The 23,105-nt window shown below is 43.3% G+C and carries 17 protein-coding genes, 1 pseudogene and 2 CRISPR repeat arrays (1 of these 20 running past the window's edge); of the genes and pseudogenes, 15 read left to right on the forward strand and 3 right to left on the reverse strand.

Features of this window, described 5'->3' with window-relative positions:
- Positions 1-1,323: a CRISPR direct-repeat array (repeat unit 29 nt; unit sequence GTTTTATATGAACTTAGTGGGTTATAAAG); it begins 3,242 nt to the left of the window's first position.
- 619 nt (positions 1,324-1,942) lie between these two features.
- Entirely contained in the window at positions 1,943-2,413 is a 471-nt protein-coding gene (gene yiaA, locus N6H06_RS02705; RefSeq protein ID WP_062745434.1) for an inner membrane protein YiaA, read from the reverse strand.
- A gap of 566 nt (positions 2,414-2,979) precedes the next feature.
- Here yiaA and N6H06_RS02710 point away from each other — a divergent pair.
- The 10 genes and pseudogenes from N6H06_RS02710 to N6H06_RS02755 all read left to right on the forward strand — a co-directional run bounded on the left by N6H06_RS02710 (position 2,980) and on the right by N6H06_RS02755 (position 15,601).
- Positions 2,980-3,336 (forward strand): hypothetical protein, encoded by a 357-nt coding sequence (locus N6H06_RS02710; protein ID WP_062745436.1) that lies wholly within the window; start codon positions 2,980-2,982, stop codon positions 3,334-3,336.
- 377 nt (positions 3,337-3,713) lie between these two features.
- Positions 3,714-5,273, forward strand: coding sequence for a BCCT family transporter (locus tag N6H06_RS02715; protein WP_213028946.1), 1,560 nt, complete (start codon positions 3,714-3,716; stop codon positions 5,271-5,273).
- A 256-nt stretch (positions 5,274-5,529) separates the two neighbouring features.
- Positions 5,530-5,616: a putative holin-like toxin gene (locus N6H06_RS23145; RefSeq protein ID WP_220557514.1), complete on the forward strand. Its 87-nt coding sequence runs from the start codon at positions 5,530-5,532 to the stop codon at positions 5,614-5,616.
- A gap of 1,145 nt (positions 5,617-6,761) precedes the next feature.
- Positions 6,762-8,558, forward strand: coding sequence for a glycoside hydrolase family protein (locus N6H06_RS02720; protein ID WP_263705566.1), 1,797 nt, complete (start codon positions 6,762-6,764; stop codon positions 8,556-8,558).
- 56 nt (positions 8,559-8,614) lie between these two features.
- Positions 8,615-9,331 (forward strand): response regulator transcription factor, encoded by a 717-nt coding sequence (locus N6H06_RS02725; protein WP_263705567.1) that lies wholly within the window; start codon positions 8,615-8,617, stop codon positions 9,329-9,331.
- Positions 9,332-9,351: 20 nt separating this feature from the next.
- Entirely contained in the window at positions 9,352-11,085 is a 1,734-nt protein-coding gene (locus N6H06_RS02730; RefSeq protein ID WP_263705568.1) for a cache domain-containing sensor histidine kinase, read from the forward strand.
- Positions 11,086-11,174: 89 nt separating this feature from the next.
- Positions 11,175-12,440: an ABC transporter substrate-binding protein gene (locus N6H06_RS02735; RefSeq protein ID WP_263705569.1), complete on the forward strand. Its 1,266-nt coding sequence runs from the start codon at positions 11,175-11,177 to the stop codon at positions 12,438-12,440.
- A gap of 19 nt (positions 12,441-12,459) precedes the next feature.
- A complete protein-coding gene (locus N6H06_RS02740; protein ID WP_263705570.1) occupies positions 12,460-13,389 on the forward strand; it encodes a carbohydrate ABC transporter permease in 930 nt (309 codons plus the stop codon).
- Entirely contained in the window at positions 13,379-14,212 is an 834-nt protein-coding gene (locus N6H06_RS02745; RefSeq protein WP_062745458.1) for a carbohydrate ABC transporter permease, read from the forward strand. The genes N6H06_RS02740 and N6H06_RS02745 overlap by 11 nt, the downstream gene beginning before the upstream one ends.
- A 26-nt stretch (positions 14,213-14,238) precedes the next feature.
- A pseudogene (locus N6H06_RS02755) lies at positions 14,239-15,601 on the forward strand (FAD-dependent oxidoreductase).
- A gap of 414 nt (positions 15,602-16,015) precedes the next feature.
- A CRISPR array of direct repeats spans positions 16,016-16,707; the repeat unit is 32 nt; unit sequence GTCGCACTCTATGTGAGTGCGTGGATTGAAAT.
- 282 nt (positions 16,708-16,989) lie between these two features.
- Here the strand turns inward: N6H06_RS02755 and N6H06_RS02760 are convergent.
- Both N6H06_RS02760 and N6H06_RS02765 read right to left on the reverse strand, forming a co-directional pair.
- Entirely contained in the window at positions 16,990-18,315 is a 1,326-nt protein-coding gene (locus N6H06_RS02760; protein WP_263705573.1) for a 6-phospho-alpha-glucosidase, read from the reverse strand.
- Between the two features lie 26 nt (positions 18,316-18,341).
- Positions 18,342-19,925 (reverse strand): alpha-glucoside-specific PTS transporter subunit IIBC, encoded by a 1,584-nt coding sequence (locus tag N6H06_RS02765; protein ID WP_062745462.1) that lies wholly within the window; start codon positions 19,923-19,925, stop codon positions 18,342-18,344.
- Positions 19,926-20,070: 145 nt separating this feature from the next.
- Here N6H06_RS02765 and N6H06_RS02770 point away from each other — a divergent pair, with 145 nt between their 5' ends.
- From N6H06_RS02770 to N6H06_RS02790, 5 genes are all read left to right on the forward strand, one after another.
- Entirely contained in the window at positions 20,071-20,829 is a 759-nt protein-coding gene (locus N6H06_RS02770; protein WP_062745464.1) for a MurR/RpiR family transcriptional regulator, read from the forward strand.
- Positions 20,830-21,085: 256 nt separating this feature from the next.
- A complete protein-coding gene (locus N6H06_RS02775) occupies positions 21,086-21,559 on the forward strand; it encodes a YfjD family protein (RefSeq protein ID WP_263705574.1) in 474 nt (157 codons plus the stop codon).
- Between the two features lie 68 nt (positions 21,560-21,627).
- Positions 21,628-22,149, forward strand: a complete 522-nt coding sequence (locus N6H06_RS02780) for an SMI1/KNR4 family protein (RefSeq protein ID WP_263705575.1) — start codon at positions 21,628-21,630, stop codon at positions 22,147-22,149.
- A gap of 35 nt (positions 22,150-22,184) precedes the next feature.
- Positions 22,185-22,358 (forward strand): hypothetical protein, encoded by a 174-nt coding sequence (locus N6H06_RS02785; protein ID WP_263705576.1) that lies wholly within the window; start codon positions 22,185-22,187, stop codon positions 22,356-22,358.
- 42 nt (positions 22,359-22,400) lie between these two features.
- A complete protein-coding gene (locus N6H06_RS02790) occupies positions 22,401-22,934 on the forward strand; it encodes an HXXEE domain-containing protein (protein WP_263705577.1) in 534 nt (177 codons plus the stop codon).
- Positions 22,935-23,105: the final 171 nt, after the last annotated feature.

The following is a 23,105-nucleotide window of genomic DNA, read 5'->3' on the forward strand; positions in this document are numbered from 1 at the left end:
GGGTTATAAAGCCGTCTGGCGAGTGCGTGTTATCAGAAATGTTCAATCCGTTTTATATGAACTTAGTGGGTTATAAAGAAGTGGAAGCTAAACCGAAGTTGTTAAGAGAAAAGGGTTTTATATGAACTTAGTGGGTTATAAAGTTTAACGTGCTGGACGACGCGGTGAAAATCGCTACGCGTTTTATACGAACTTAGTGGGTTATAAAGAATTTCAAAAGCTTGTAAATGAGTTAGGTGAAAAAGGTTTTATATGAACTTAGTGGGTTATAAAGTAGATGGAGAGGTTCAGGCGCAAGGACGGCCAAGAGCGTTTTATATGAACTTAGTGGGTTATAAAGTCGTTACAAATTTCCCGAAATACCGGACGCCTAACGGTTTTATATGAACTTAGTGGGTTATAAAGGAAGATCTGACGGAGGCTGTGACGAGCTTTGCCGTCGTTTTATATGAACTTAGTGGGTTATAAAGTTCTCTTTACCAAGACACCCTTCTTGCGGACTAATTGGTTTTATATGAACTTAGTGGGTTATAAAGAGGTTATTGCGGGCCATAACATTGCCTGGTCATACGCGTTTTATATGAACTTAGTGGGTTATAAAGAAGAGCTAACACCGGCAGTATCGGAAAACAAGCCAAGTTTTATATGAACTTAGTGGGTTATAAAGCCAGCTAAATAAAGACGCTTGGCCACGTTCAAGATAGTTTTATATGAACTTAGTGGGTTATAAAGGCAACGGACTGATAAAAATAGCAGATGGAGAAGGCGTTTTATATGAACTTAGTGGGTTATAAAGGCGTTAAACTGTTTATTTAGCTCGTTTTGTAGGATTTGTTTTATATGAACTTAGTGGGTTATAAAGTGGGTGCAGGCAACGGCGACCCGTCCACACGTAACGCGTTTTATATGAACTTAGTGGGTTATAAAGTTGATTGGGTATTCTATCTATTATATCTTGCTTATTTGTTTTATATGAACTTAGTGGGTTATAAAGCTATCCACAGCTGAGGCGTCCCAGCCGACTCGTAAAAGTTTTATATGAACTTAGTGGGTTATAAAGTCGACTTCGATTCCTTTCTTAAGATCAGCTAATATTTGGTTTTATATGAACTTAGTGGGTTATAAAGCCCGCTTAGGTACCGGGCGGGAAGTTTCTCCGAAAGCGTTTTATATGAACTTAGTGGGTTATAAAGATGGAATAAAAGCATTATCGCCTATTCAGGTTGCGCGTTTTATATGAACTTAGTGGGTTATAAATAAATGACATTCATCGTGTTCTGGAATTCGGGAGCGAGTTTTATATGAACTTAATGGGTTATAAAGAAGAAACCAAGCTAATCTTAAGTCACTAAGCGGTTTATATGAACCAAGAGGGGTATAGGGGATTAAAATAAAATTAGTAGTATCGAAAGGAGCATACCTGTTAGAAGGGGTTGAAACAAAAAGAGCCCCTTGGGAGGATGTGGAGTGTCTGGAGTGTCAACGAGCAAGAATTGGAGTAAATTCGTGCCCTTACAATCATGACGAGCGGTTAAACCCTTTTACACGTTCAGGCGACGATGGTCCGCCATCACAAGACTAATAATAAAACTGACTGGCCTCTAGCTGAACTTGGCTTATTTCCTCGAAGACCGTGGCATTCCGTTGGTGATGGGGAACCCGATGCATGTTTCGAAGTCCAAAGGAGCTCGACGATAAGCTTCAAGGTAAAGCGCGATGTCAAAGATGCGCGAACGATTGGTCTTCTCGTTAAAGACAGGCGCTTTAGTTACCTGCGTATCCTTCAGAGCCATGAAGCGGATTTGTGGACGGAATCAAACCTTCGAGTGTCATTTACGGAAGACTTGGGGACGAGCACAACAAAAAAATGAACCCCGTCCAAGGTTCATTTTTATGTAGATCACATGTTACATGTAAGGCAAAATCGTTAAAAACGGACTACTCAATCTCTTTCTCTTGCCCGTTGTGTATCCCTAATATTCTTCTGGACCGTGATGGCAGCAAATAAGCTAAGGACAAAAGACATGCCATAAAATCCTTTTTCGCTCAAAACAATGCTGCCAGCATTGTACAAACCGATACCCATTAATAAAATAGAGACAATAAGTGCAACCCAACTAATCCCATAATAAATGCTCGTAACAGGTATGCCTTCATCTTTATCTCTTACTGCCTTTTGCAAAGATACGGCTGAATAGAGGCCGAAGATTAAAACGGCAAAGTAATATCCTTTTTCGTTCAGTTCCATGGCTGCGTTAAACAAGCCGATAAAATACGAGCCGACACCTACTACCAACGCAGCCCAAGCAGCCCCTTTGAAGGCTGCAGTTGGTTCCCCTTCTCGTCTTTCCACTTTGATTTCGGGCTCATTTTGTTTTTCATTATCTAATAAAACCTCATGATCATTAGACATGAATGTTTCACCTCCGTCTTTTTTCCATGAAAATTTAGCACTGCAAGTACACTGTCATGCCTTTGCCTAGATCTTATTATATAGAAATTGTATGCAAAAAGGCAGATTATTTTGTTAAGACGCTTCCTTTATTTGCAGAAAACCGATTCATTGCATCGAATGTGATCGTGCCCACTGTTTTGTCCGCCATCTCCGACGGGATCTATTCGTTGGTAAACTGTGGTGATTACACGACGAGAGAATACAGGTTAAAGTCCATTGCATCCGCTGGAACAAACGGAAAGTGGTGGTCTGTGGACGTCCGCTATTTCAAGCTCTGGCATATCCGGACTGTTAGGAAGTGAAAAATGCAACGTTAGCAGCAACAAAGCCAGGCCACGATTATGTTTTGTTCATAAGGCCCTTAGGCTATCACGTGAAAACGCTTATTCTTTTGCGCAAAAATCCATTGGTGTGTTACGTTTATTTTAGAATGGCCGAGTCTTTGTTCGAATGAAAATAGGCAAGGGAGTGCTTTTCCTAAATTTGTTTAGTGAAAAATTGAAAACAAAGAAAGCAGGGATTCGATGTTTTTTTTCAAAAGGGACAAGAAACCAAAAAGATTGGAAGTAGATGCACCGGACGGCGCGTTGGTTCTGTATCCTACTGAATTGGAAGAGCTGAAAGAAAAAGAGGGCAAACATTTTTTGTTTTTTATAACGACCGATGAAGACCAAACTGGCTATATTGTGACGTCGAAGCCTGATAATGAAGGGCCAGGTCTGCTTTTTCCAATTCAGGAGGAATTTGAGGCGTGTTCAGATCTGTTTTTAGCCATCCCCCTTTCCTTAAACCATGCAGATAGCTTTGTATACAAAGAAGCCTCCTCTTATGAAGAAATGACAGAAGCAATTGAAAAAGCGAAAAATGAAAGAAAAAGCTAGCTTATGGCTAATTTTATGAATGTCATATCCTTCCTATAACGATACCTACACTCCTTTTTCTCGAGACAGCGTCACATGAAGCGCTGTCTTTTTTTATCGTTCCGTTTAAGGATGCTTTCTTGCGCTAAAAAACAAGGTTTAATTTTTGTTTAACGGGAATAAATACAGTGCTTGCTGCTTTGGCAAATGGCTTGAACGTGTGGTGGCTTGCAGCAATGGGGGCTAGCCTTGGTTTACAGGAAAGGAAGCAATTGATTGAAGGCGAGACGGTTGCCGGTCCATTGGACAAAGGAGAATGGTGTCGGTTTCTCCCCCTGTATGAATGGAGCTTGCCCCCTGATCAAATTGGAATAGCTTTTTTAGATTGGAGAGATTTGATGAAAAGCGGTCCGATAGGCAAAAAAAGAACGGTGGAAAACAAAATTGTTTTTCCTTCTATTCTAATCATTGCGATAGTCAGTTTTTTATTTGCCATTTATACTGAAGAATCGATGACGTTGTTAAACAATATCTTTGATACGATTGTCGATCTCTTTGCTTGGGGCTATATTTGGTATGCCCTTCTTATGGTTGTAGCGGGCGTTTGGTTAGCTTATTCGAAATACGGACAAGTCGTTTTAGGCGATCCGGCGGTAAAGCCAAGATTTACACTGTTTGAGTACGCTTCAATTTTAGTGGCAATGGGCGTCGGCGCGACATTGATGCGGACAGGAATGGTTCAATGGAGTGAAGTGGCGGTTGATCCCCCATTTGGCTTACAAGCTGGTTCTAGCGAAGCACTCCTGACAGGCAATGCCTACAGCATGTTTTTATGGAGTTTCCAAACGTTTGCTGTATTCGTAATGGCCGCTCCTGCGATGGCTTACATCCTTCACGTCCGGAAAAAGCCAAAGATGCGTATTTCGGAAGCGTGCCGAGTCATTTTTGGCGATAAATTCACGGATGGCCTCGGCGGTATTGTATTGGACACACTCTTTTTAGTCAGTATTTTAGCAGGCGCTGCTGTGACATTAGGGCTAGGAACACCGATTGTGACAGAGAACTTAGCGGAATTGTTCAATATAGAGGTTACGTTTTTGTTAACGATGATCGTGACTTTAATTTGGGTGTTTGTTTTTACTTTTAGCGCCTATGTAGGGTTAGACAAAGGAATCAAGCGTTTGAGTACGATAAATATGTACATTGCTGGGGTTTTTGCTTTGTTTATCATGATTGTTGGCCCAGGCATTTTTATTCTTAATTTCTTTACCGATTCCGTTAGCGTCTTGGTTTCACGCTATCTAGACTTTTCCCTCTATACAAACTCGCTTAATACGGAGGGAGGAGGTTCTCATATTGAAAGCCACACGGTCTTTTGGTTTGCCTACAATGCGACATGGGCGATGCTCCACGGTGTATTTGCAGCGGTGGTCTCAAAAGGAAGGACCATTAAAGAAATGATTTTAACGTATCTATTGGCGCCTACATTGATGTCGTGGATTGCGACAGGGATTTTAGGAGGCCTCGGCGTTGAGCGATACACAAGCGGGGACGTCTCTGTTTTAAATATTGTCCAAGAACAAGAACCAGTTGCCGCAGTACCGCAAATCTTGGCATCTGTGCCGCTTCCGGAAATATCCATTGCGGTGTTTGTCATTATTGCCGCTATTTTCTTGGTCACGACATTAGACTCAACGACGTATACAATTGCGACCTATATGTCAACACAGGACATGAGCAGACGCGCCCCTTCAAAGCATCTCCGCATATTTGTCGCTATGGTTATTACCGTGCTTGCGCTAACGCTCATGAACATAGGTGGATTGGCGCCACTTGAAGTGTTATCCGGGTTAATGGGTATCCCCATTATCGCGATTCAAATACTGACGATTATCGCCGCCAAAAAAATGATGGATGAAGACAAAGCGTGGATTAATAACGTTAGAAAAGAAAAATAAGAAGGGGCAAGTTAAGCCTGCCGGCTACTTTTGCTGGCGGGCTTTGTATTTTTGGGGAAAGCATGTATTTATGAGTGGTAGTGAGGCCAGTGTAGATATGCTTACTGACAGTTCATCCTATTATTTGATCGAACGGCCAAGACCTGTTTCCGAAAGATAGTGTTAACAATAAGGGAACATGCTATAATTAAAGAACAATAGCATAACGGTTACTCAAGGGTGGTCGGCACACTCCCACGAAAGGGGGTGTTGCTGTATGACAGTATTTGAAGGAATTTCCCTTATGTTGACGTTCGGGCTACTGATCGTTGCATTGCTGTCATTTCACAACCATAAAAAATAATCCACCCTTGAGTTAGTGGCTCAGGTGGATTATTCGTAACCATCGGCCGACCCCCTTGCAGGGAACCGAGCTATTGTTTGACTGAAGGTGTTACAGCACCTTCAGTCTTTTTACTTTACTCATTTCTTATGATCAGTATACCCTTTTTCTTAAGAAAAGAAAACCCTATTATAAATGCGGCGGTTTTCTGGGATGAAACGGGTAAAGTGAAGGAAAAAATGTTGAAATGTTGTTTGTGTTCCATGATATGATGAGGGAAAGAGTGACTTTTCGCTGTATTATCCGGTTGATCGAAGTATATGAAGTCGCACTCCTTGTGAGTGCGTGAATTGAAATTAATAAGCGCAGCTCATAATCAGTCTGCGCTTGTCGTCAAACTCCCTGTGCTGCGTTATCGGGCGATATTTCTCTTGTTGATTCATCAACTTGTCTCGCAGAAGCGATTGTACATAAATATTTATCATTAAAGAACTGATTTTACTCTTTTCGAAACAAAGAAGCTTGTGCCTGTTCTTCCTTCACACTAAATCACGCGATTAAGATATTATGAAGGGAGGTCAAAACGCCCTGTGAAATGAGGATTGAATAGCTTTTTCTCGAAGTCTATCGGGAGAAGGCTTTTTAATGTTGATAGTGAAGGCGCACGAGGTTATAATTATAAGATGGCTGGGCATTACCGACCTTTAGAATCAATTACGGCATACGTATGATAATACAGTCGCAGAAGCGTCTTTAAAATGTTTTTTCGAAAACCTCTCCAAAATAAGACCCAAGCAAAAATAACTGTTAAAAATATTAGCAATGTCTGGTTAAACTTCCCCACATATAAATTATGGCCCACTGAAAAGATAAGCATTAAACCGACTAGAATGAGTAAACCGTTCAACAATTGCATTTTAATAGAGTTTTTTGATTTAGCGCTCATAACTCCCTCCTATATTCCCCTTTCATCTAGGACCATCATTATCTAATTTTTCTTATTTCCGTTTAGTTATTTTTTAAACGGATCAAGTTGTAGCAACTCCAAGGGACAACCCAAGTAGGGATAAACCCCTTAAAGAAACACTACCAGATCTTAATGCAACAGGAATATCTACACCTTTGCTTGACGCTATAATGGGTAGACATATGAGAGGAGGAATTAAATGAAATCTCTGTTGAAAGCGCTTACTGTTTCGGTGATTTTATTGTTGGCCGGTCTGGTTCTGAGCGATGATCGTATGGAGGCTCATGAGTTGCCGTTGTTTCATTTTGAAAAAACGCTTATTGAGCCGAGTGAGATGCGGTATAATCCAACGGGAGAAGTTGATTTTCCGACGGTTATTCGGGCAGCTGATTATTTTGAGAATCCTCTTGGAACGTATTACATGTATTATGGTCCCCACGATGCTCCAGGAGGGATCGCGCTTGCGTATGCGGATTCGATAACTGGACCCTGGACGGAATACGCCTCGAATCCTGTGATCTCAAGAAACTGGCAGCCCCACTACAATGTTTCACATGTTGCTTCTGCTCATCCGATTTGGAATGAAGAGGAGGGAAAGTTGTTTTTGTATTTTCACGGGGAAAACTCAGTGACTCGTCTTGCTTCTTCTGAAGACGGCATTCATTTTGATTATGAGCAGGTCGTGATTGACACGTCTGATTTTACAGATATAAGTGAGGCCTCTTATGCGCGTGTATTCGAGCATGAGCTTGACGGAAAGGACAATCGCTATGTGATGATGTTAATGGGGAACAATAATGGGACGCGGCGGATTTATTTAGCTTGGTCAGCTGATGGGCGGGAGTGGGAGACGCAACAAGAACCGCTCATTTCCCCGCAGCCTGGGCAAGGAGGGAATTTGTCAGGAGCTTACTACTTTCCTTACAATGGCCATCATTATGTTACTGTGCATGGGGGATCAGGAAATCAGTATGTGGTGGATGTTGGCGAGAACTTTGACCAGGAAATTCATTTAGGATCTTATTATCAGCCGTCAGCCGTTGCTCCAGAAAACGGACGTGCGGCGTCGCGGTCTTATATTTATTCGGAAGATGAGCTATACATGGTGTATGAAGCCGGGCAACGGGGATCAACGAAAATTGCCCTTGCTCGGGCGATTGTTGGCGATGAGCGAGTGGAAATGGCGTCAGCCTCTTTGCGATTGCCAAGTCGAGTTGTTTCAACCGACCGTGAAATTGATTTTGATGTTCTTGCTCATCGTTACGATGGAACAACGATTGCGCAAAAGGAGCTTTCGTTTTCCCTGTTTTCAAGTGATCCGTCAGTTGTGAGGGTGGACGGTCAGCGCCTTTATTCTGGTGTAGAAGGAATCGCAGAAGTACGAGCAGAAGTTTCTTATCAAGGAAAAGTTATAACAACTGAATCGCTTTCGCTAGAGGTGCGCGATGGGGAGGTGTGGAATGTCATTAACGAACGCTTTGACGATTACACAAGGCGGTGGCAGATTGCCAAAGGCAGCGCTGCGCAAGGAACGATTGAGCAAGGTGCTGGGTTCGTTGACATTATTGAAAACCGCAGAAGTGGAGGCGCTTTCCATTACTTGACGTATGATGGGTTTTCCTTGCCAGATTCGCTTTATACATTAGAGGCGGAGCTGTCGATTTTTGCTCCGAGCCAGGGCAATGAAATCAGCATCCGAGAAGGCAACCGTCAAAAGTCTCTATTCATCACGTATGACGGTAACCAAGGGTTCATTCAAGATCGGCTTCTCCAACCTACTGTCGCGGTTGAGATTGATCCAACGGAGCGAGCGCGTTATCAATTGGTGTCAACGGGACAAACCACGTACGACGTTTATCGAAATGATGAGTTTTTGTTTCGGTCGACGTCGATTTCCCAAGCTGGGCAAAATTTAGTGAAGGTGGGAGCTGACTCAGAAGGAAGTGCGGCCTTGAGAGTGGATGCATTGCGGATTCAGACGAATACAGCGCCATAAAGAATGGAGGGACCTTCTGTTAAATGAAGGTTCTTTTCTTTAAAGGGGGAGCAGAAATGTACAAAGTTGTCATTGCGGAAGACGAAAAGATGATTCGAAAAGGGCTGATGACGATCGTCGATCAGCTTGTCACTGACTTTACTGTTATTGGCGAAGCCGATAATGGGGAGCGGGCGCTGGAGTTGCTTGCCCATGATTGTCCTGATGTTTTATTAACCGATATTCGGATGCCAAAGCGTGATGGGTTATCGCTTATTCGAGAAGCGCGGAGCTATCATCCCCATCTAAAAATAGTGATTGTTAGCGGGCATGAAGAGTTTACGTATGCTCAACAGGCCATCCAACATGGTGTGAGTCGTTATTTATTGAAGCCCATTGACCGGACCGAAGTGGTGCTTGCTTTTGATGAGATAAAGAGAGGTCTCGTTGAGCCAGAACAAGAGGATCATGAAAACCATTTAATTCAACAAGTGGATTCGTATATTAAAACGCATATTGATCAAGATATTACCCTTCAGGCTGTAGCGAAGCTCGTTCATTTGCATCCTACTTATTTCAGTCAATGGTTTAAAAATGAAACCGGTCAAAATTTTTCAACCTATGTCACGCAAAAACGGCTGGAACGGGCTGAAACGTTGCTCCATCAAACGAACCTCCGTGTGTATGAGGTAGCGAGAATGTCGGGCTATCAGAGTGAAAAGCACTTTATGAAACTATTTAAAAAAGAAAAACGGTGTACACCTACCCAGTTTAGGCAAAGAGCCTTATTGTAACGGAGCGGAGGGGACGTAAGGTGTCGTTACGGCCAAAGATTATTTTGTTGTTTTTATCGATTGTTTTAGTACCGTTAAATCTTTTAGGGATGATCACATATGCTTACTTTTCGAAAACGCTTGAAGACCAAACCTACCATTATACGGTTCAAGTGATTGGGCAAGTGAATCAAAACGTGAATGCCTATATTGAGGAGATGCACCGTTTGTCGCTGTTGCCGTTATATGACAGAGAGATTTTAGCGATTCTTAAAAACCGGTCCGACGTCCATCATTCCTATTATCCACAGACTGAGGAGTTCGAACGAATGAGCTCGTTTTTATCGACACTCTCTTATAATCGGCAAGAGCTTTCTGGTATTCATATCATTACGCGAGACGGGAGTTTGTTTAGTGATCTTGGCTCACCTCGCACGGTGCATCGTTTAGCCGAAGGGACGTCTGATTGGCAAGAGGCGATTGAAGCAGGGAATGGCGCGTCTCTGTTACTGCCAACCCATTCTCCGTCCTACGTGCTAGGAGCAGAAAAGTCTGTTTTTTCTGTTGGGCGTTTGCTCCGTGACCCTGATGGCTTTCGTCCCCTTGGCATGATGAAAGTCGACATTGAATTAAGCTTCATTGAATCCCTTCTAGAGGATGTTGATTTATCAGAAGATGCATCGATTACGATGATTGATAGAAATGGGGAACCGATTTACGAAACGGGGAAAGCCATTTACCCCCTCTTAAAAGCGAAAGGAGAGGATGTTTGGCAGCTTGCTGAGCGTGAGAGTATCACGGTAGATGGGGTGGATTACTTGCCTGTTATTCGAAATGATTCGAGTGGAGACGTGCAAACGATCGTCTTCTTGCCTGAGCATCATATTGTCGGGGCATCACAATCGTTGCGCTTGTTCACAATCGGACTGATGCTGGCTGTCTCAGGAGTTGTGATAATGCTTGCCCTTGTAGCTGAACGTTCTTTAACAAAGCCAATTTTTGAGCTTCGCCAAGTAATGGCGCTAGCAGAAAAAGGCGAGTTTCATCATCGAATGAATCGAAACACGAAGGATGAACTGGGGCAATTAGCGATTGGATTTAATCATATGATGAAGCAGATTAATGAATTAATTGAAAAAGTGTATCAAACGGAGATTAGAGAAAAAGATGCAGAAATTAAAGCACTCCAAACGCAAATGAACCCACACTTTATTTACAATACATTGGAACATATTAATATGATGGCGATTACAAAACAAGCGTACGAGCTTTCCGACATGGTCGCCTCACTCGGGCGCCTGATCCGCTACAGCATTGATCAAAAAACACGCTTTGTCCCGCTAAGAGAAGAGTTGGCTTTCGTTGAGTCGTATATAACAATCCAACAGAAACGATTAGAAGGAAAAGTGACTTTTTCGATCGCTGTTCCAGAAGCGATGCGCTCCCTTTCCATTCCGAAACTTATCTTGCAACCGTTAATTGAAAATGCAATCGAACACGGGCATCAGCATGGGGAATGGGTTGGGGAAATTTCCATAAAAGGCTGGCAAGATGACGCCTATTCGTACATTGAAGTTCGGGACAGTGGCCAAGGGATGAAGCAAGAAACGATTGAACGAATGAAAGTAGAACCTGAATGTGGCGTAGGGAATCAAGTTGTCCTTGGAAATATATCAGAACGACTTCTCTTGCTTTTAGGGGAACAGGCACAACTCATGATCGAGAGTGAGCTGGGACGAGGGACAAAGGTGACCGTCCGGTTACCGAAAACCTGAGAAAAGGATACCAAATCGAAAACGAACACCCTCTTAAACTGTAAGCGCTTTATTTAAACTGAAGGTAGAACAAAGGGGGGGAATTTAAAGTGAAGAGATGGAGCATAAGTGCGAGCCTGTTGCTCGTTGTGGCGGGTTGTTCATCGCCTGGTGGATCAACGGATGCAAATGGAGAAGAACAAATTGAATTAACGTTCTCAACTTGGGGCAACGAAAACCATATTGCCGTTTATAAAGAATTACTAGAAGCGTATTACGTGGATCATCCGCATGTACATGTAACGATCCAAACGACGCCTTTTCCTGACTATCAGCAAAACATGACGGTGCTTGCAGCGGGGCAAGAGCTGCCGGATATCGGATGGGCGGCTGAGCGAATGGTGCCTCAATTTATTGAAAACAACATACTCGCTGATTTATCTGCACTCCGTGAAGACGAGTCGTTTCACTTTGAGGACATTTTGCCAGGGACGATTACGCAATATGAAGTGGGAGAAGCTCTTTACGGTGTGCCGTTCTCAAGCCCACCTCATATTATTTTCTACAATAAAACCTTATTTGAAAAAAATGGACTAGAAACGCCACAAGAATTAGAAAGCCGAGGCGAGTGGACATGGGAAGCTTTTGAAGAAGCCGCAGCTGTAATCGCTGAGGAGGAAGGCGTATATGGGGCGAATTTCTTTAGAGCTTGGGAAACATGGGAGAATCTTTTAGCACATACGCGAGCAGAAGGGGGCGACCTCTTTAACGAAGACACGACTGAGTTTACTTGGAATAGCGATGCTGGGATCTCGACGTTGGAAATGCTTGACCGCATGATGTTCGAGGACCGCTCACATCCTCGTGCAGGGGACCAAGTCGCATTTGAAGCTGGGAACGTCGGTATGTTTTTTGATGTCTACAGTTATGTTTCAACGGCTCGGGGGATCGAAGATTTTGAATGGGATATCGCCCCTGTTCCTCTTGGCTCACAAGGAAGATCGCCTATTCTCGGGCAAGCAGGCTATGTCATGTTTGAAGGGACGGAGCATCCTGAAGAAGCACTCGATCTGATTCGCTACTTTGCGAGCGAAACAGGGATGGAAGCGACCTCGACGTACTTCGCGCCACCACGGGCGTCGGTACTTGAATCAGATGCTTTTATTGAACAACCAGACAATCCGCCGAGAGCGAGCATGGAGTCGACGATTTTAAACTTAAGCGAAGAATCACGTGTGTTACCGATTCATCCAGAATGGCAAAACATCGACAACCACATCCTCCAAGGCTTTGACCATTTATTCGGCCAAACGTCAGAACCAGCTGACATTCTTGAGCAAATGGAAGCAAGCATCAATCCATTGGTGCAAGAATGAGCTACGGGGTGGATAAGAAATGAATGCAGATGTTCAGGCAGAATGGAGACAAAAAAAGAAAAGACCTCGAAAACCGATGTTTAAACGAGATGAGCTAGCTGGTTGGCTCTTTATAAGCCCGACGTTAATCGGATTTACGATCTTTATGTTTGTTCCCATTGGCTTTGCTTTCTATATGAGCTTCACCGACTGGCCCTTACTCGGCCAGTCGGAATTTATCGGAACGGCCAATTATCAAGCGATCGTGCAAGACCCTGAATTTCAACAAGTGATGAAAAATACGATTTTATTTACCGCAGGCTTAGTTCCCTTCAATATCATTCTCGCTCTAGGGCTAGCCTTGCTTTTACGACATCCATTACCAGGAATGGGCCTATTCCGCACGATTGTTTTTGTGCCAGTGGTCACAACGCTTGTCGTCTGGGCGATTGTCTGGCGCTATATGTTTGCGACTGACTTTGGTTTCATTAACTCGATTCTTGCATGGTTTGGCATTGAGCCACAAGCGTGGTTGTATAACAAAAATTTAGCGATGCCTGTTGTTATTTTAACTAGTGTCTTAAAAAACGTCGGGCTAAACATGGTGCTGTTTTTAGCCGCCTTGCAAATGGTCCCGAAAAACTTATACGAAGCTGCGCGAATTGATGGTGCTGGAAGCTGGCGCCAATTCAAAAACATCACGCTCCCAATCATTTCGCCTACCGTCTTTTTAGCGACGATTATTACGATTATTGGAGCGATGAAGATCTTTGCGCAAATCTTTGTTATGACAAAAGGTGGTCCAGAGAGCAGTACAAAAGTCATTGTCTATTATATTTGGGAAAAAGCATTTCGGTTGTTTGATATGGGCTACGCCTCTGCGGCAGCGTTTATTTTATTCTTTGTCATTTGTGTATTTACATTGATTCAGTGGTGGCTTCGAAAAAGGTGGGTCTACAATGAAGATTAACTCGGTTTCTACAGTCGTTCGTTATGGTTTATTAACCATCATTTCAGCGATTATGCTGTTGCCGTTTATTTGGATGGTCACGACGTCTTTAAAAGACCCTAACCAAATTTTCGCGTTGCCACCAACCTTTATCCCAAACCCAATTCAGTGGGATAGCTATCTCAATGTTCTTAGTAGCACCCACTTTCTTAGGCAAATGTTTAACAGTATTTACATTGGGGCCGCGGTGACAATCGGAACGGTATTGCTCGCTTCGCTTGCGGGGTATGCCTTCGCCCGGATTCCATTTAAAGGGCGAAATGTCATCTTCCTTGCTTTTCTAAGTGTGATGATGATCCCCGGCGAAGTAACGATCATCCCGCTCTTTCTTTTTATGAGGGAACTCGGCTGGATTGATACCCATTTGCCCTTAATTATCATCCCCATTTTTGGCGCAGGCGGAGCGTTTGGCATCTTTGTGATGAGGCAGTTTTTTAAACAAGTCCCAGCTGAACTTGAAGATGCCGCCCGAATTGACGGCTGCTCTCGTTTCCGCATCTTTGTTCAAATTATGCTGCCTCTATCAAAGCCGGCACTTGCGACGGTGACGATCTTTACCTTTTTAACGAATTGGAATGAGTTTCTCGAACCTTTAATTTTTATCAATTCAAGAGAATTAATGACCTTGCCGCTGGCTCTGTCTCTCTTTACCGACGAGGCTGGAACCGATTGGAGTTCATTGATGAGCGCGTCTGTCCTAGCAACACTGCCAGTTCTAACAGTCTTCTTCTTTGCCCAGAAGCAGTTTATTGAGAGCCTAGCAATGTCTGGATCAAAGGAATAAAACGTATGAGTCGGAGGAATAAACAGATGAGACAAGTAACGGAAGTAGAAAAACAAGTACGTGTACGCGCGGAAGCCGATGTGGTCGTTTGTGGAGGGGGACCAGCAGGGATTGGCGCTGCCTTAAGCGCGGCCCGAAACGGCGCCAAAACGATTCTCCTCGAAGCGCACGGCTTTCTCGGAGGGATGGGGACAGCTGGAATGGTGACTTCTTTTGCCTACGGTTATCATGATAAGGAGCGCTTTATTACCGGAGGCATCTTTCAAGAGATTCGTCAAAAGCTCTATGCGAGAGGCGGGCTGATCATGACCGATCGCAAAGGCTGGGAGCCGTTTAATGCCGAACAATACAAGATTCTCGCGTTTGAATTATTGGCAGAAGCAGGTGTCGAGCTCCTTTGCCATACAACGGTTCGATACGATCACAAAAGCAGGCACGATTGAAGCGATCATTATTGAAAGCAAAGCAGGCAGAGAAGCTTTGCTTGCGACGCACGTCATTGATGCGACGGGAGATGGAGATGTCGCTGAACGAGCCGGTGCGCTCTGCAAAATCGGCAGAGACAAAGACGGAGGCACGCAGCCTTCCTCGCTCATGTATGTACTTGGCAATGTCGATACAGCAGCACTTGGCGAAAAGCTCGACCAAGAAGGGCGACGTGGCTACTGGAAAACAGAAGACGGGTATAGGTACGTAAACGCAACCGGTTTCGCAGATGAAATCGAACAGGCGAAGCGCGACGGTTTCTTAACAAAAGTGAACCGAGACCATGTCGCTGCCATCTTCACGGTGCCATGGATGGACAATGTCGTAGGCATTAACTTTGGACGCATTCAAGGCAAAAACGCCCTCGACCCACAAGACTTAACGAATGCGGAAATCATCGGGCGAGAACAAGTGCTAGATGGAATCGCTTTTCTGAAAGAATACGTGCCAGGGTTCAAGCGAGCAGAGCTCCTTCAAACAGCCACGCAAGTCGGGATTCGGGAAACAAGACGTGTCATCGGCGACTACGTCATCACACAAGAAGACATTGTCGAATTAAAGCAATTCGACGACTGCATTGCTCAATCCTGTTACATGATTGACATTCACTCGCCAGACTCGTCAACGACGGAAATTTACAAACTGCCAAAAGGCACCCATTATGACATCCCGTACCGCTCCCTCCTGCCACAAGGGCTAAACAACTTGCTCGTCGCTGGCCGCTGTATCTCAGCGACGCACGAAGCATTAGGCTCCTTCCGCGTCCAAGCCATTTGCCTTGCAATCGGAGAAGCCGCCGGAGCTGCCGCTGCCATCGCCACAAAAGAAAAGTGCCTCCCGCGAGAAATTGATGTGAAGCACTTGCAAGACACGTTGGTGAATCAAGGGGCGATATTGAGCTGACATTTTCGAATAAAGAGGACGAGCATTTAGTTAGAGAAGACCTGGAATACCTTTAAAAATAAAACGAACAAGAAACTCCAAACATCGGGTTTTGGAGTTTCTTGCTTATTAGAAGGATATTTGGGAGCAATTGTTTAATATGATCAACCTAAAGAAATTTGTCATTGAACATTAACGGCGTCGAAGTAAAAGTTGCAGGAAAAGATTTATTCAGACAAACGGCTTAAATCAGACGGTGCGAACCCCAAGCGCACATAAAATCACTAGCTCACCCGCACCAAAAAAGAGTGAGAATGTGAGTAAATGTGTATGAAAATGTGAAAATGTTGTTCGTGTTCCATGATATGATGAAGGAAAAGAGCGACTTTCCCTATTGTCTGTGGTTTTATTTCCAACAAATAGGGGAATTTCGCTGTCGCACTCTATGTGAGTGCGTGGATTGAAATTTTATCTTCGTACCGGATTGTAACCTCTTCAGGTTGTCGCACTCTATGTGAGTGCGTGGATTGAAATACTATCTTAAAGAGTGGATAAATAACTCCGCTTCGTCGCACTCTATGTGAGTGCGTGGATTGAAATCCATAAGTAGACACTCCCGAATCCCCAACAGTTAGTGTCGCACTCTATGTGAGTGCGTGGATTGAAATCTGTTAAAAAAGGAGAAAAGGGTATTAAAATATTGTCGCACTCTATGTGAGTGCGTGGATTGAAATAAGTGACGTTTTGCAGCATTTTCAATTGCCTTAGTCGCACTCTATGTGAGTGCGTGGATTGAAATCCTAATACCTGTTAACTGGGATAGTTCTTTTTGGTCGCACTCTATGTGAGTGCGTGGATTGAAATCGTAACTCTAACACAAACTCGTCTATTGTAAATGGTCGCACTCTATGTGAGTGCGTGGATTGAAATTATAATCTTACGCATAAGTGTGTACATGGTGTACAGTCGCACTCTATGTGAGTGCGTGGATTGAAATTGTGCTGGAGCCGCCTGTTGTCCTTGGTTTTGGGTCGCACTCTATGTGAGTGCGTGGATTGAAATGACATACCAATCGGCCCTGTTATAAGCGAAAACGTCGCACTCTATGTGAGTGCGTGGATTGAAATGGCAAAAGTAACTTGCATACTCAAAAGCGCTCAGTAGCACTCTATGTGAGTGCGAAATCGGTATCAGTTTACTTGCGTTTGCGACTAGATAAGGCGTCGTACTCTATGTGAGTGCGTGGATTGAAATTTGCATCCGGCGCACTTCTTATAAGTGCGCCAATTAAAATCCACATGAACTGACTTTCGCTTACGACAGCAACTAATATGTAAAAAAAGTCCGGTAAACCAAATAAGCAATATGAGCGCACCTACGCCCATATTGCTTATTTTCGTCTTTGTTGCCTATTTTAACGCTGGCCAGAATGCTTGATTCGCCTCGATTAAGTCGTCTAGTATATCTTTTGCTACTTTTGCACTTGGCACGGTTTTCGATAATGTGATGGCTTGCCATAGTTTTTGGTAGGACCCTTCTTCAAACGCTTCTACTACTAATTTTTCGACGCCAACCTGTTGCTCCATTAGGCTCTTTTGGAATCTAGGGATTTCTCCGACAACCAGTTTTTCTGGGCCATTGCTGCCGACGATGCAAGGGATTTCTACCATTGCTGTTGGGTCGACGTTCGGGATGGCGCCGTTGTTTTCGACAATCATTAACATCCGTTCTTTTGTGTTAAAGGCAATGGCTTTTGCTAAATCAACGATGTAGGAAGCGTGCTCGTCAATGACTAGCTTTGTTTCTTTTGCCGTGCCTTTGTCGATAATAGCTTGACATTCACCGAAAACAAATTTTTCGCGACCCTCCATGACTTCGTTGGCCCGTGTATATTCTTTATTTGAATGCCCCACTTCGTAGTCTGGGTATAGATAATATTTTAGATACGTATTTGGCACTGTTTTTGGATCGAGTGCTTGTACATCTCTTGCTTTTTTTAGTGTGCTATTCCAGCTTTCTTGCTGTTCGAGTTCGGATGTTCCGTCTGTCGCATAACCATGCTGGCTCACATGTTTTATCACGTCAGGCATTAAGCTGTTTCCTTTTTTATCTCGAATATCTGTCCACCAGCCAAAGTGATTCAAGCCATAATAGTCGACTTCCATTTCTTTGCGTGAGGCTAGTCCTAAGTTTTTGGCGATTAGTTCTTCAATGCCAATTGGCATATCACAAATGTTTAACACTTTAGAATGGGGTCTTAGTTTACGTGTTGCCTCTGCGACTATTGCTGCTGGGTTTGAGTAGTTCAGCATCCAGGCTTCGGGTGAATATTTTTCCATATAATCGATTAGTTCCAATACGCCTGGAATCGAACGCATCCCATAAGCGATACCGCCAGGTCCGCATGTTTCCTGTCCGACAACGCCATGTTTCAATGGAATTTTCTCATCTAGTTCCCGCATGGCGTATTTGCCGACACGGATATGGGCCATGACAAAATCGATATTCGTAAATGCTTCTTCTGGATTTGTGCTTGCTAGTAAACGTACTTCTGGGGCACGTTCTTTTAATAAAATGGCGCACGCATCGGCAATCGTCTTTTGTCTATCTCCATCATTATCATAGAGTTTAATCGTATCAATCGGAAACTCATCTAAATAGTCGAGCAGCATCAAAATAATCCCTGGTGTAAATGTGCTTCCGCCTCCAGCGATGGTAATGTTAAATGTTTTCATAGTAAATCTCTCCCTCTCCTCTATATTTAAAGTTTTGCTTCAAAGGAATCTCTCACTTGCGGTACACTCAAGCCAACAATAATTTGTATGCTTTGGCCGCTTTTAGCCAACCCATGAGCCATTTTATTGTTTGTGAAGTAATCGCTGTCTTTGACCAAACTAGGATCAATCACTGTAACACGCAGACGCGTTGCACAGTTTGTCACATCTTTGATGTTATCTTTGCCGCCAAGGCCTTCTAAGTAATAGACCGCCTTCTCTTCATACTCAGACTCGTAAGTTGCGGCAGCTTGTTTTTCAGAATTGCTCCCTTTTTTAGCCTTCTGATAATCTTGTTTGGTGTATAGCCTAGCCTCCTCTTCCTTTTTTCGCCCTGGTAATGGAATGTCAAATTTAACAATCATCCATCTGAATAGGACAAAGTACAGTGCTGCAAATATAAACCCAATAATGGCTTGGACGATATAAATGCCTCCGTGGTTGGAAGCGAGCGGGATCCAGTTTAACGCGGCTATTTCAATTAACCCGCCGCCCATCATGCCGACGACACCAAACATGTTCATCAGCGTCACCATAGTCGCGCCAAGAAGGGCATGGATCACAAATAAATAGGGCGCGATAAATAGGAATGTAAATTCAAGCGGTTCTGTAATTCCCGCAAATATCGCTGTTAATGTTGCAGGCAATACGAGGGCAAGCACTTTTTTCCGGTTTTCTTTCGGTGTGGAAAAATACATGGCGAGTGCGATCCCTAAACAGCCGAACATTTTAATATTTCCATGCAGTAAAAACCCATATGGATAAAGATCTTTTAACGCTGCAGTTGAAGTAGCAAAGTCATTTAAATGGGCAATCCAATATGGTTTTAACCCTTCATTTACAGCAGTCGGACCAAATTCAAAAGGTGTGTAAATAAAATGATGCAGCCCCGTCGGGATTAAAACCCTTTCCAAGAAATGAAACAGCCAGACGCCAATATAGCCAGCTTGTGAGATGAACCCTTGGAGGGAACCAATTCCTTGCTGAACATACGGCCATACAAAAGCAACGAGAAAAGCGAAAGGAATCATCACAAAAAAGCCAATGATCACAACAAAGACGAGACCCTGGAAAATGCCAAGCATTTCAGGGAGCTTTTGATCATAAAAACGATTATGGATCCAAATCACAATGGCAGATATGACAATCGCGCCAATGATATTTGTATCCAATGTAGGGATACCGGCAATTTCTTTAACACCTGTTATGTTCTCGACCCCTTGTGATAGGTCGACACCGAAAGTGGACGGCCAAAGTGTCAAAATCGCATTGATATAATTATTGAAAACAAGATAAACCATCAATGCCGCAAGTGTGGCCCGTGCTTGCGCTTTCTTTGCCAGTGAAATGGGCAAGCCGATAACAAACGCCAGCTCCATATGATTAAAAATGGTCCAGCCTCCACTTTCAATCAGTGACCAAACCTTGTACCACATCGTCCCTTCTGCAGCGATGTCCCCCATAATCGCCGGATTCTTAAATAAAGTTGCCAGGCCGACAACAATGCCAAAAAATGCGAATAAGAGAACAGGGACAATCATCGCGCTGCCAAACCGCTTGATTGCGTTCATAAGCAAAACTCCTTTGTGTGATCTACAATTTAACTGTAAAGGCAGCGCTTTCAAAACCCAATAGGTTTGACGCATTTAGAAATCAAGTTGTACCATTAGATTATATTTTCACAGAAGGAAAATATTTTCATAGAAGGTGAGCGATATGATTCTGGACAAGTTAGTAAATAAGCATTTTGAATCACTTAGCGAGAATGACTTGCATATCATTAAGACGATTTATGACCATATTGATGAGATGAAGACGATGAAAATTCAGGATCTCGCTGCTTATGCCCACACTTCTATCTCTTCCATCCACCGTCTCACGAAAAAAATTGGTTTAGACGGCTACAGCGACTTAAAATCTTATATTAAATTGAACAATTTTACGGAAGGTACGAGCCAAGATTTAATGGCACTGCTTGATCAGGATATCCACCAGACGAGGAAATACATGGAGCAACTAGACTTTTGTCAATTAAATCAACTGATTGACCGCGCCCCATATATTTATATTTATGGCACGGGAGCTGCGCAGTTGGATTTGGCGAATGATGTTCAGCGGCAGTTATGGGCACTGCACAAGAAATCTCAAGTCATACGAAGTGAACGGGATTTTACAAATGGACTCGGAAAAATGGGCGAAGATGATCTTTTGTTTATTATTTCTTTATCCGGCGAATCGGAAAACCTCGATGAAATTATTCACGCGATTAAAACAAGAAAGATTAAATGTGTCAGCCTGACCACATTAAGAAATAATTTACTCGCCCAAAATGCGATGTTTAATATCTATGTAAACAGTACTCCTTTTTATTTGTATAACAAAGTCGACAACTCTAGCTTTTTGCCGTTTTACATTGTTGTTGATATTATTGTGAGGAAATTCAGTGAGTGGAAAATGGAACAGTGGGAGAAATAATAAGGGTGAGTCGGCTATGTCTTGAAACTTGTCGGCTGCATAAAGCAGTGGCTGAAATGATAGAAACATTATAGACTAGTCTAGCGCTTATTCGCCCTCCTTGTTTTCTTCTTCTTTTTTAGGGCAATCTTCTTCCTCTACACTATACTAAACGTCTCGATCCTTTTTTGTTTGTCTTAAAAGGCAAATAAATCACCTAATCTTGTATAATGTAGTCACCATCAATATGAAACCATATTAGAAAGGCACTTGATAAATGAAAGCAATTTCTTATCGAAAATCCGTGGCATGGGGCAAAGCGCTAGGCAGTTTAGTGTTTGTGCTAGTTTGTCTGTTTCTGCTGTACGGGGCTTTTTTTATGGATACTACATGGATTCGTAAATTTTTTTGTATTACATCCGCTATCATAGGGATTCCGTTTTTTGGTGGATATTTAGTGGTTTGCTTGCCACGGGCATTGACATCAAACACGCCGTTACTCACTTATGACCAACAGGCTATTTCAGACGGCAAACAAACAGTAGCGTGGGCAGACATTGCAAACATCAGCTACAGCGGCCCTTCTATTCAAAAATGGCTGTTTCCGCAGTTTCCTAAACTGATTTTCCACTTGAAGAACAGAGAGACTTGGACTGTAAGCACTTATTATTTGCTAACAGACTCCGACATTCAGTTAGTCCTGAAACTTTTGCGCGGGCTGATTAGCCGCAACGGTAAGGAAGTAACGTAGTTCCAGTAGATTTATATTGTTATAAGGCTAAGGCAGTCTACAATTAACAGAAAGGAAGGCGTACAATCATGAAAGCGAGCATCGAAAACCTCCTTCGTCTATTGGGAGACCAGCACGAGCCGCATCACGGGATTCCAGAGAGTGAGATCGAGGCGAAGGAACGAGAGCTTGGTTTTTCCTTGCCGCTGGTGCTACGGAATTACTACAAAGCGTTGGGACGGTCTCCACACATCACCCAAGGGTGCAACAATCAATACGAGCCGCTACCGCTGGAAAAGCTGTTTATTCCTAATAGCACTTTTTTCACGACAGACAAAGCATTTTTGATTTTCTACCAAGTGGAAGAATCTGTGATCTACTGTGGGATCCGATTGGTCGATTTGGAGAAGGAAGACCCGCCAGTTTATCTATGCGCTTGGAGCTTCGCTGACTGGCAGTTAGAGAATCAGTCACTAAGCCGTTTTCTCGTTGGCAAAGCGCTAGTTCAACTGGGCGTTGAAGATCGGCTGCCGTATTGGGCGATTTTTGATGAGAGCATGTGGGACTTGTCCGACTATCGCGACTGGCGTCTGACCGAGAAGATGAGATAGAAGAAGGTTCCGAGCTCAATACGTGGAAAATCTTTGTGAAAGATGATGTGCTGATCGTGTTTGAACTTTCTGGTGCGGAAGAAGAAGGGGAAGCCCCGTTGGCGGTATACCTTGCTTCTTTTAAGCGAACGAATTTGGAGGGTCTGTTGAACGAGCTGGAAAAGGCAGCGAACTTGCCCCCGTTTCGGACCAATTTGTTTGAACATTAATGGCGTGGGGACACATGTTCTCATAAGAAAGGGGTCGTTCCTGTGATCGAAGCATTGAATCAATCGGTCTCGATTCCATCACTCATTTGGTTATTTTTGGCGTTTTTTATGATTCATGATTTTGAGGAAATTATTTTTGTCGAAGGATGGGCAAAAAAACGCTACGGTTCGGTCTATCAAACGATCCCCTCTTTTTATAGACCAATATTTCGTATATTTAACGGAATGACTAGTTCGCAATTTGCTTTTGCCGTATTTATTGAGTTTATTGTATTTATCCCTGTTACCTATTTAGCGGCAGAACAGCAAATGTTTACCTGGTTCCTCGGTTTTAACGTTATCGTTTTTTTGCATGTATTTACGCATGCAGGGCAAGCACTGCTACTGAGAATGTATACACCAGGCGTCATTACCGCCATTACCGTGACCCTTCCATATTCACTATATTTGTTTTACCGGTTAGAAGCGGAATATAATATTCGGGTTCTTGACCTTATTGCCAGTATCCCATATGGATTGACCATTATCCCAATCGTGGCTTTCGGTCATCTACTAGCTAAAAAAGTGGTTCGTTAAAAAAATGTGGAAGTAACTCATGGATCGTTTTCAGTTTTAACTTCAATAACAAACAACTACTATTTTGGTGCGAACCCCAAGCGCACATAAAATCACTAGATCACCCGCACCAAAAAAGCACTTAAATATGGATGAATGTGTGAAAAAGTGTTGAAATGTTGTTCGTGTCCC

The sequence above is a fragment of the Shouchella tritolerans genome (assembly GCF_025770735.1).
GTDB lineage: Bacteria > Bacillota > Bacilli > Bacillales > Bacillaceae_D > Shouchella > Shouchella tritolerans.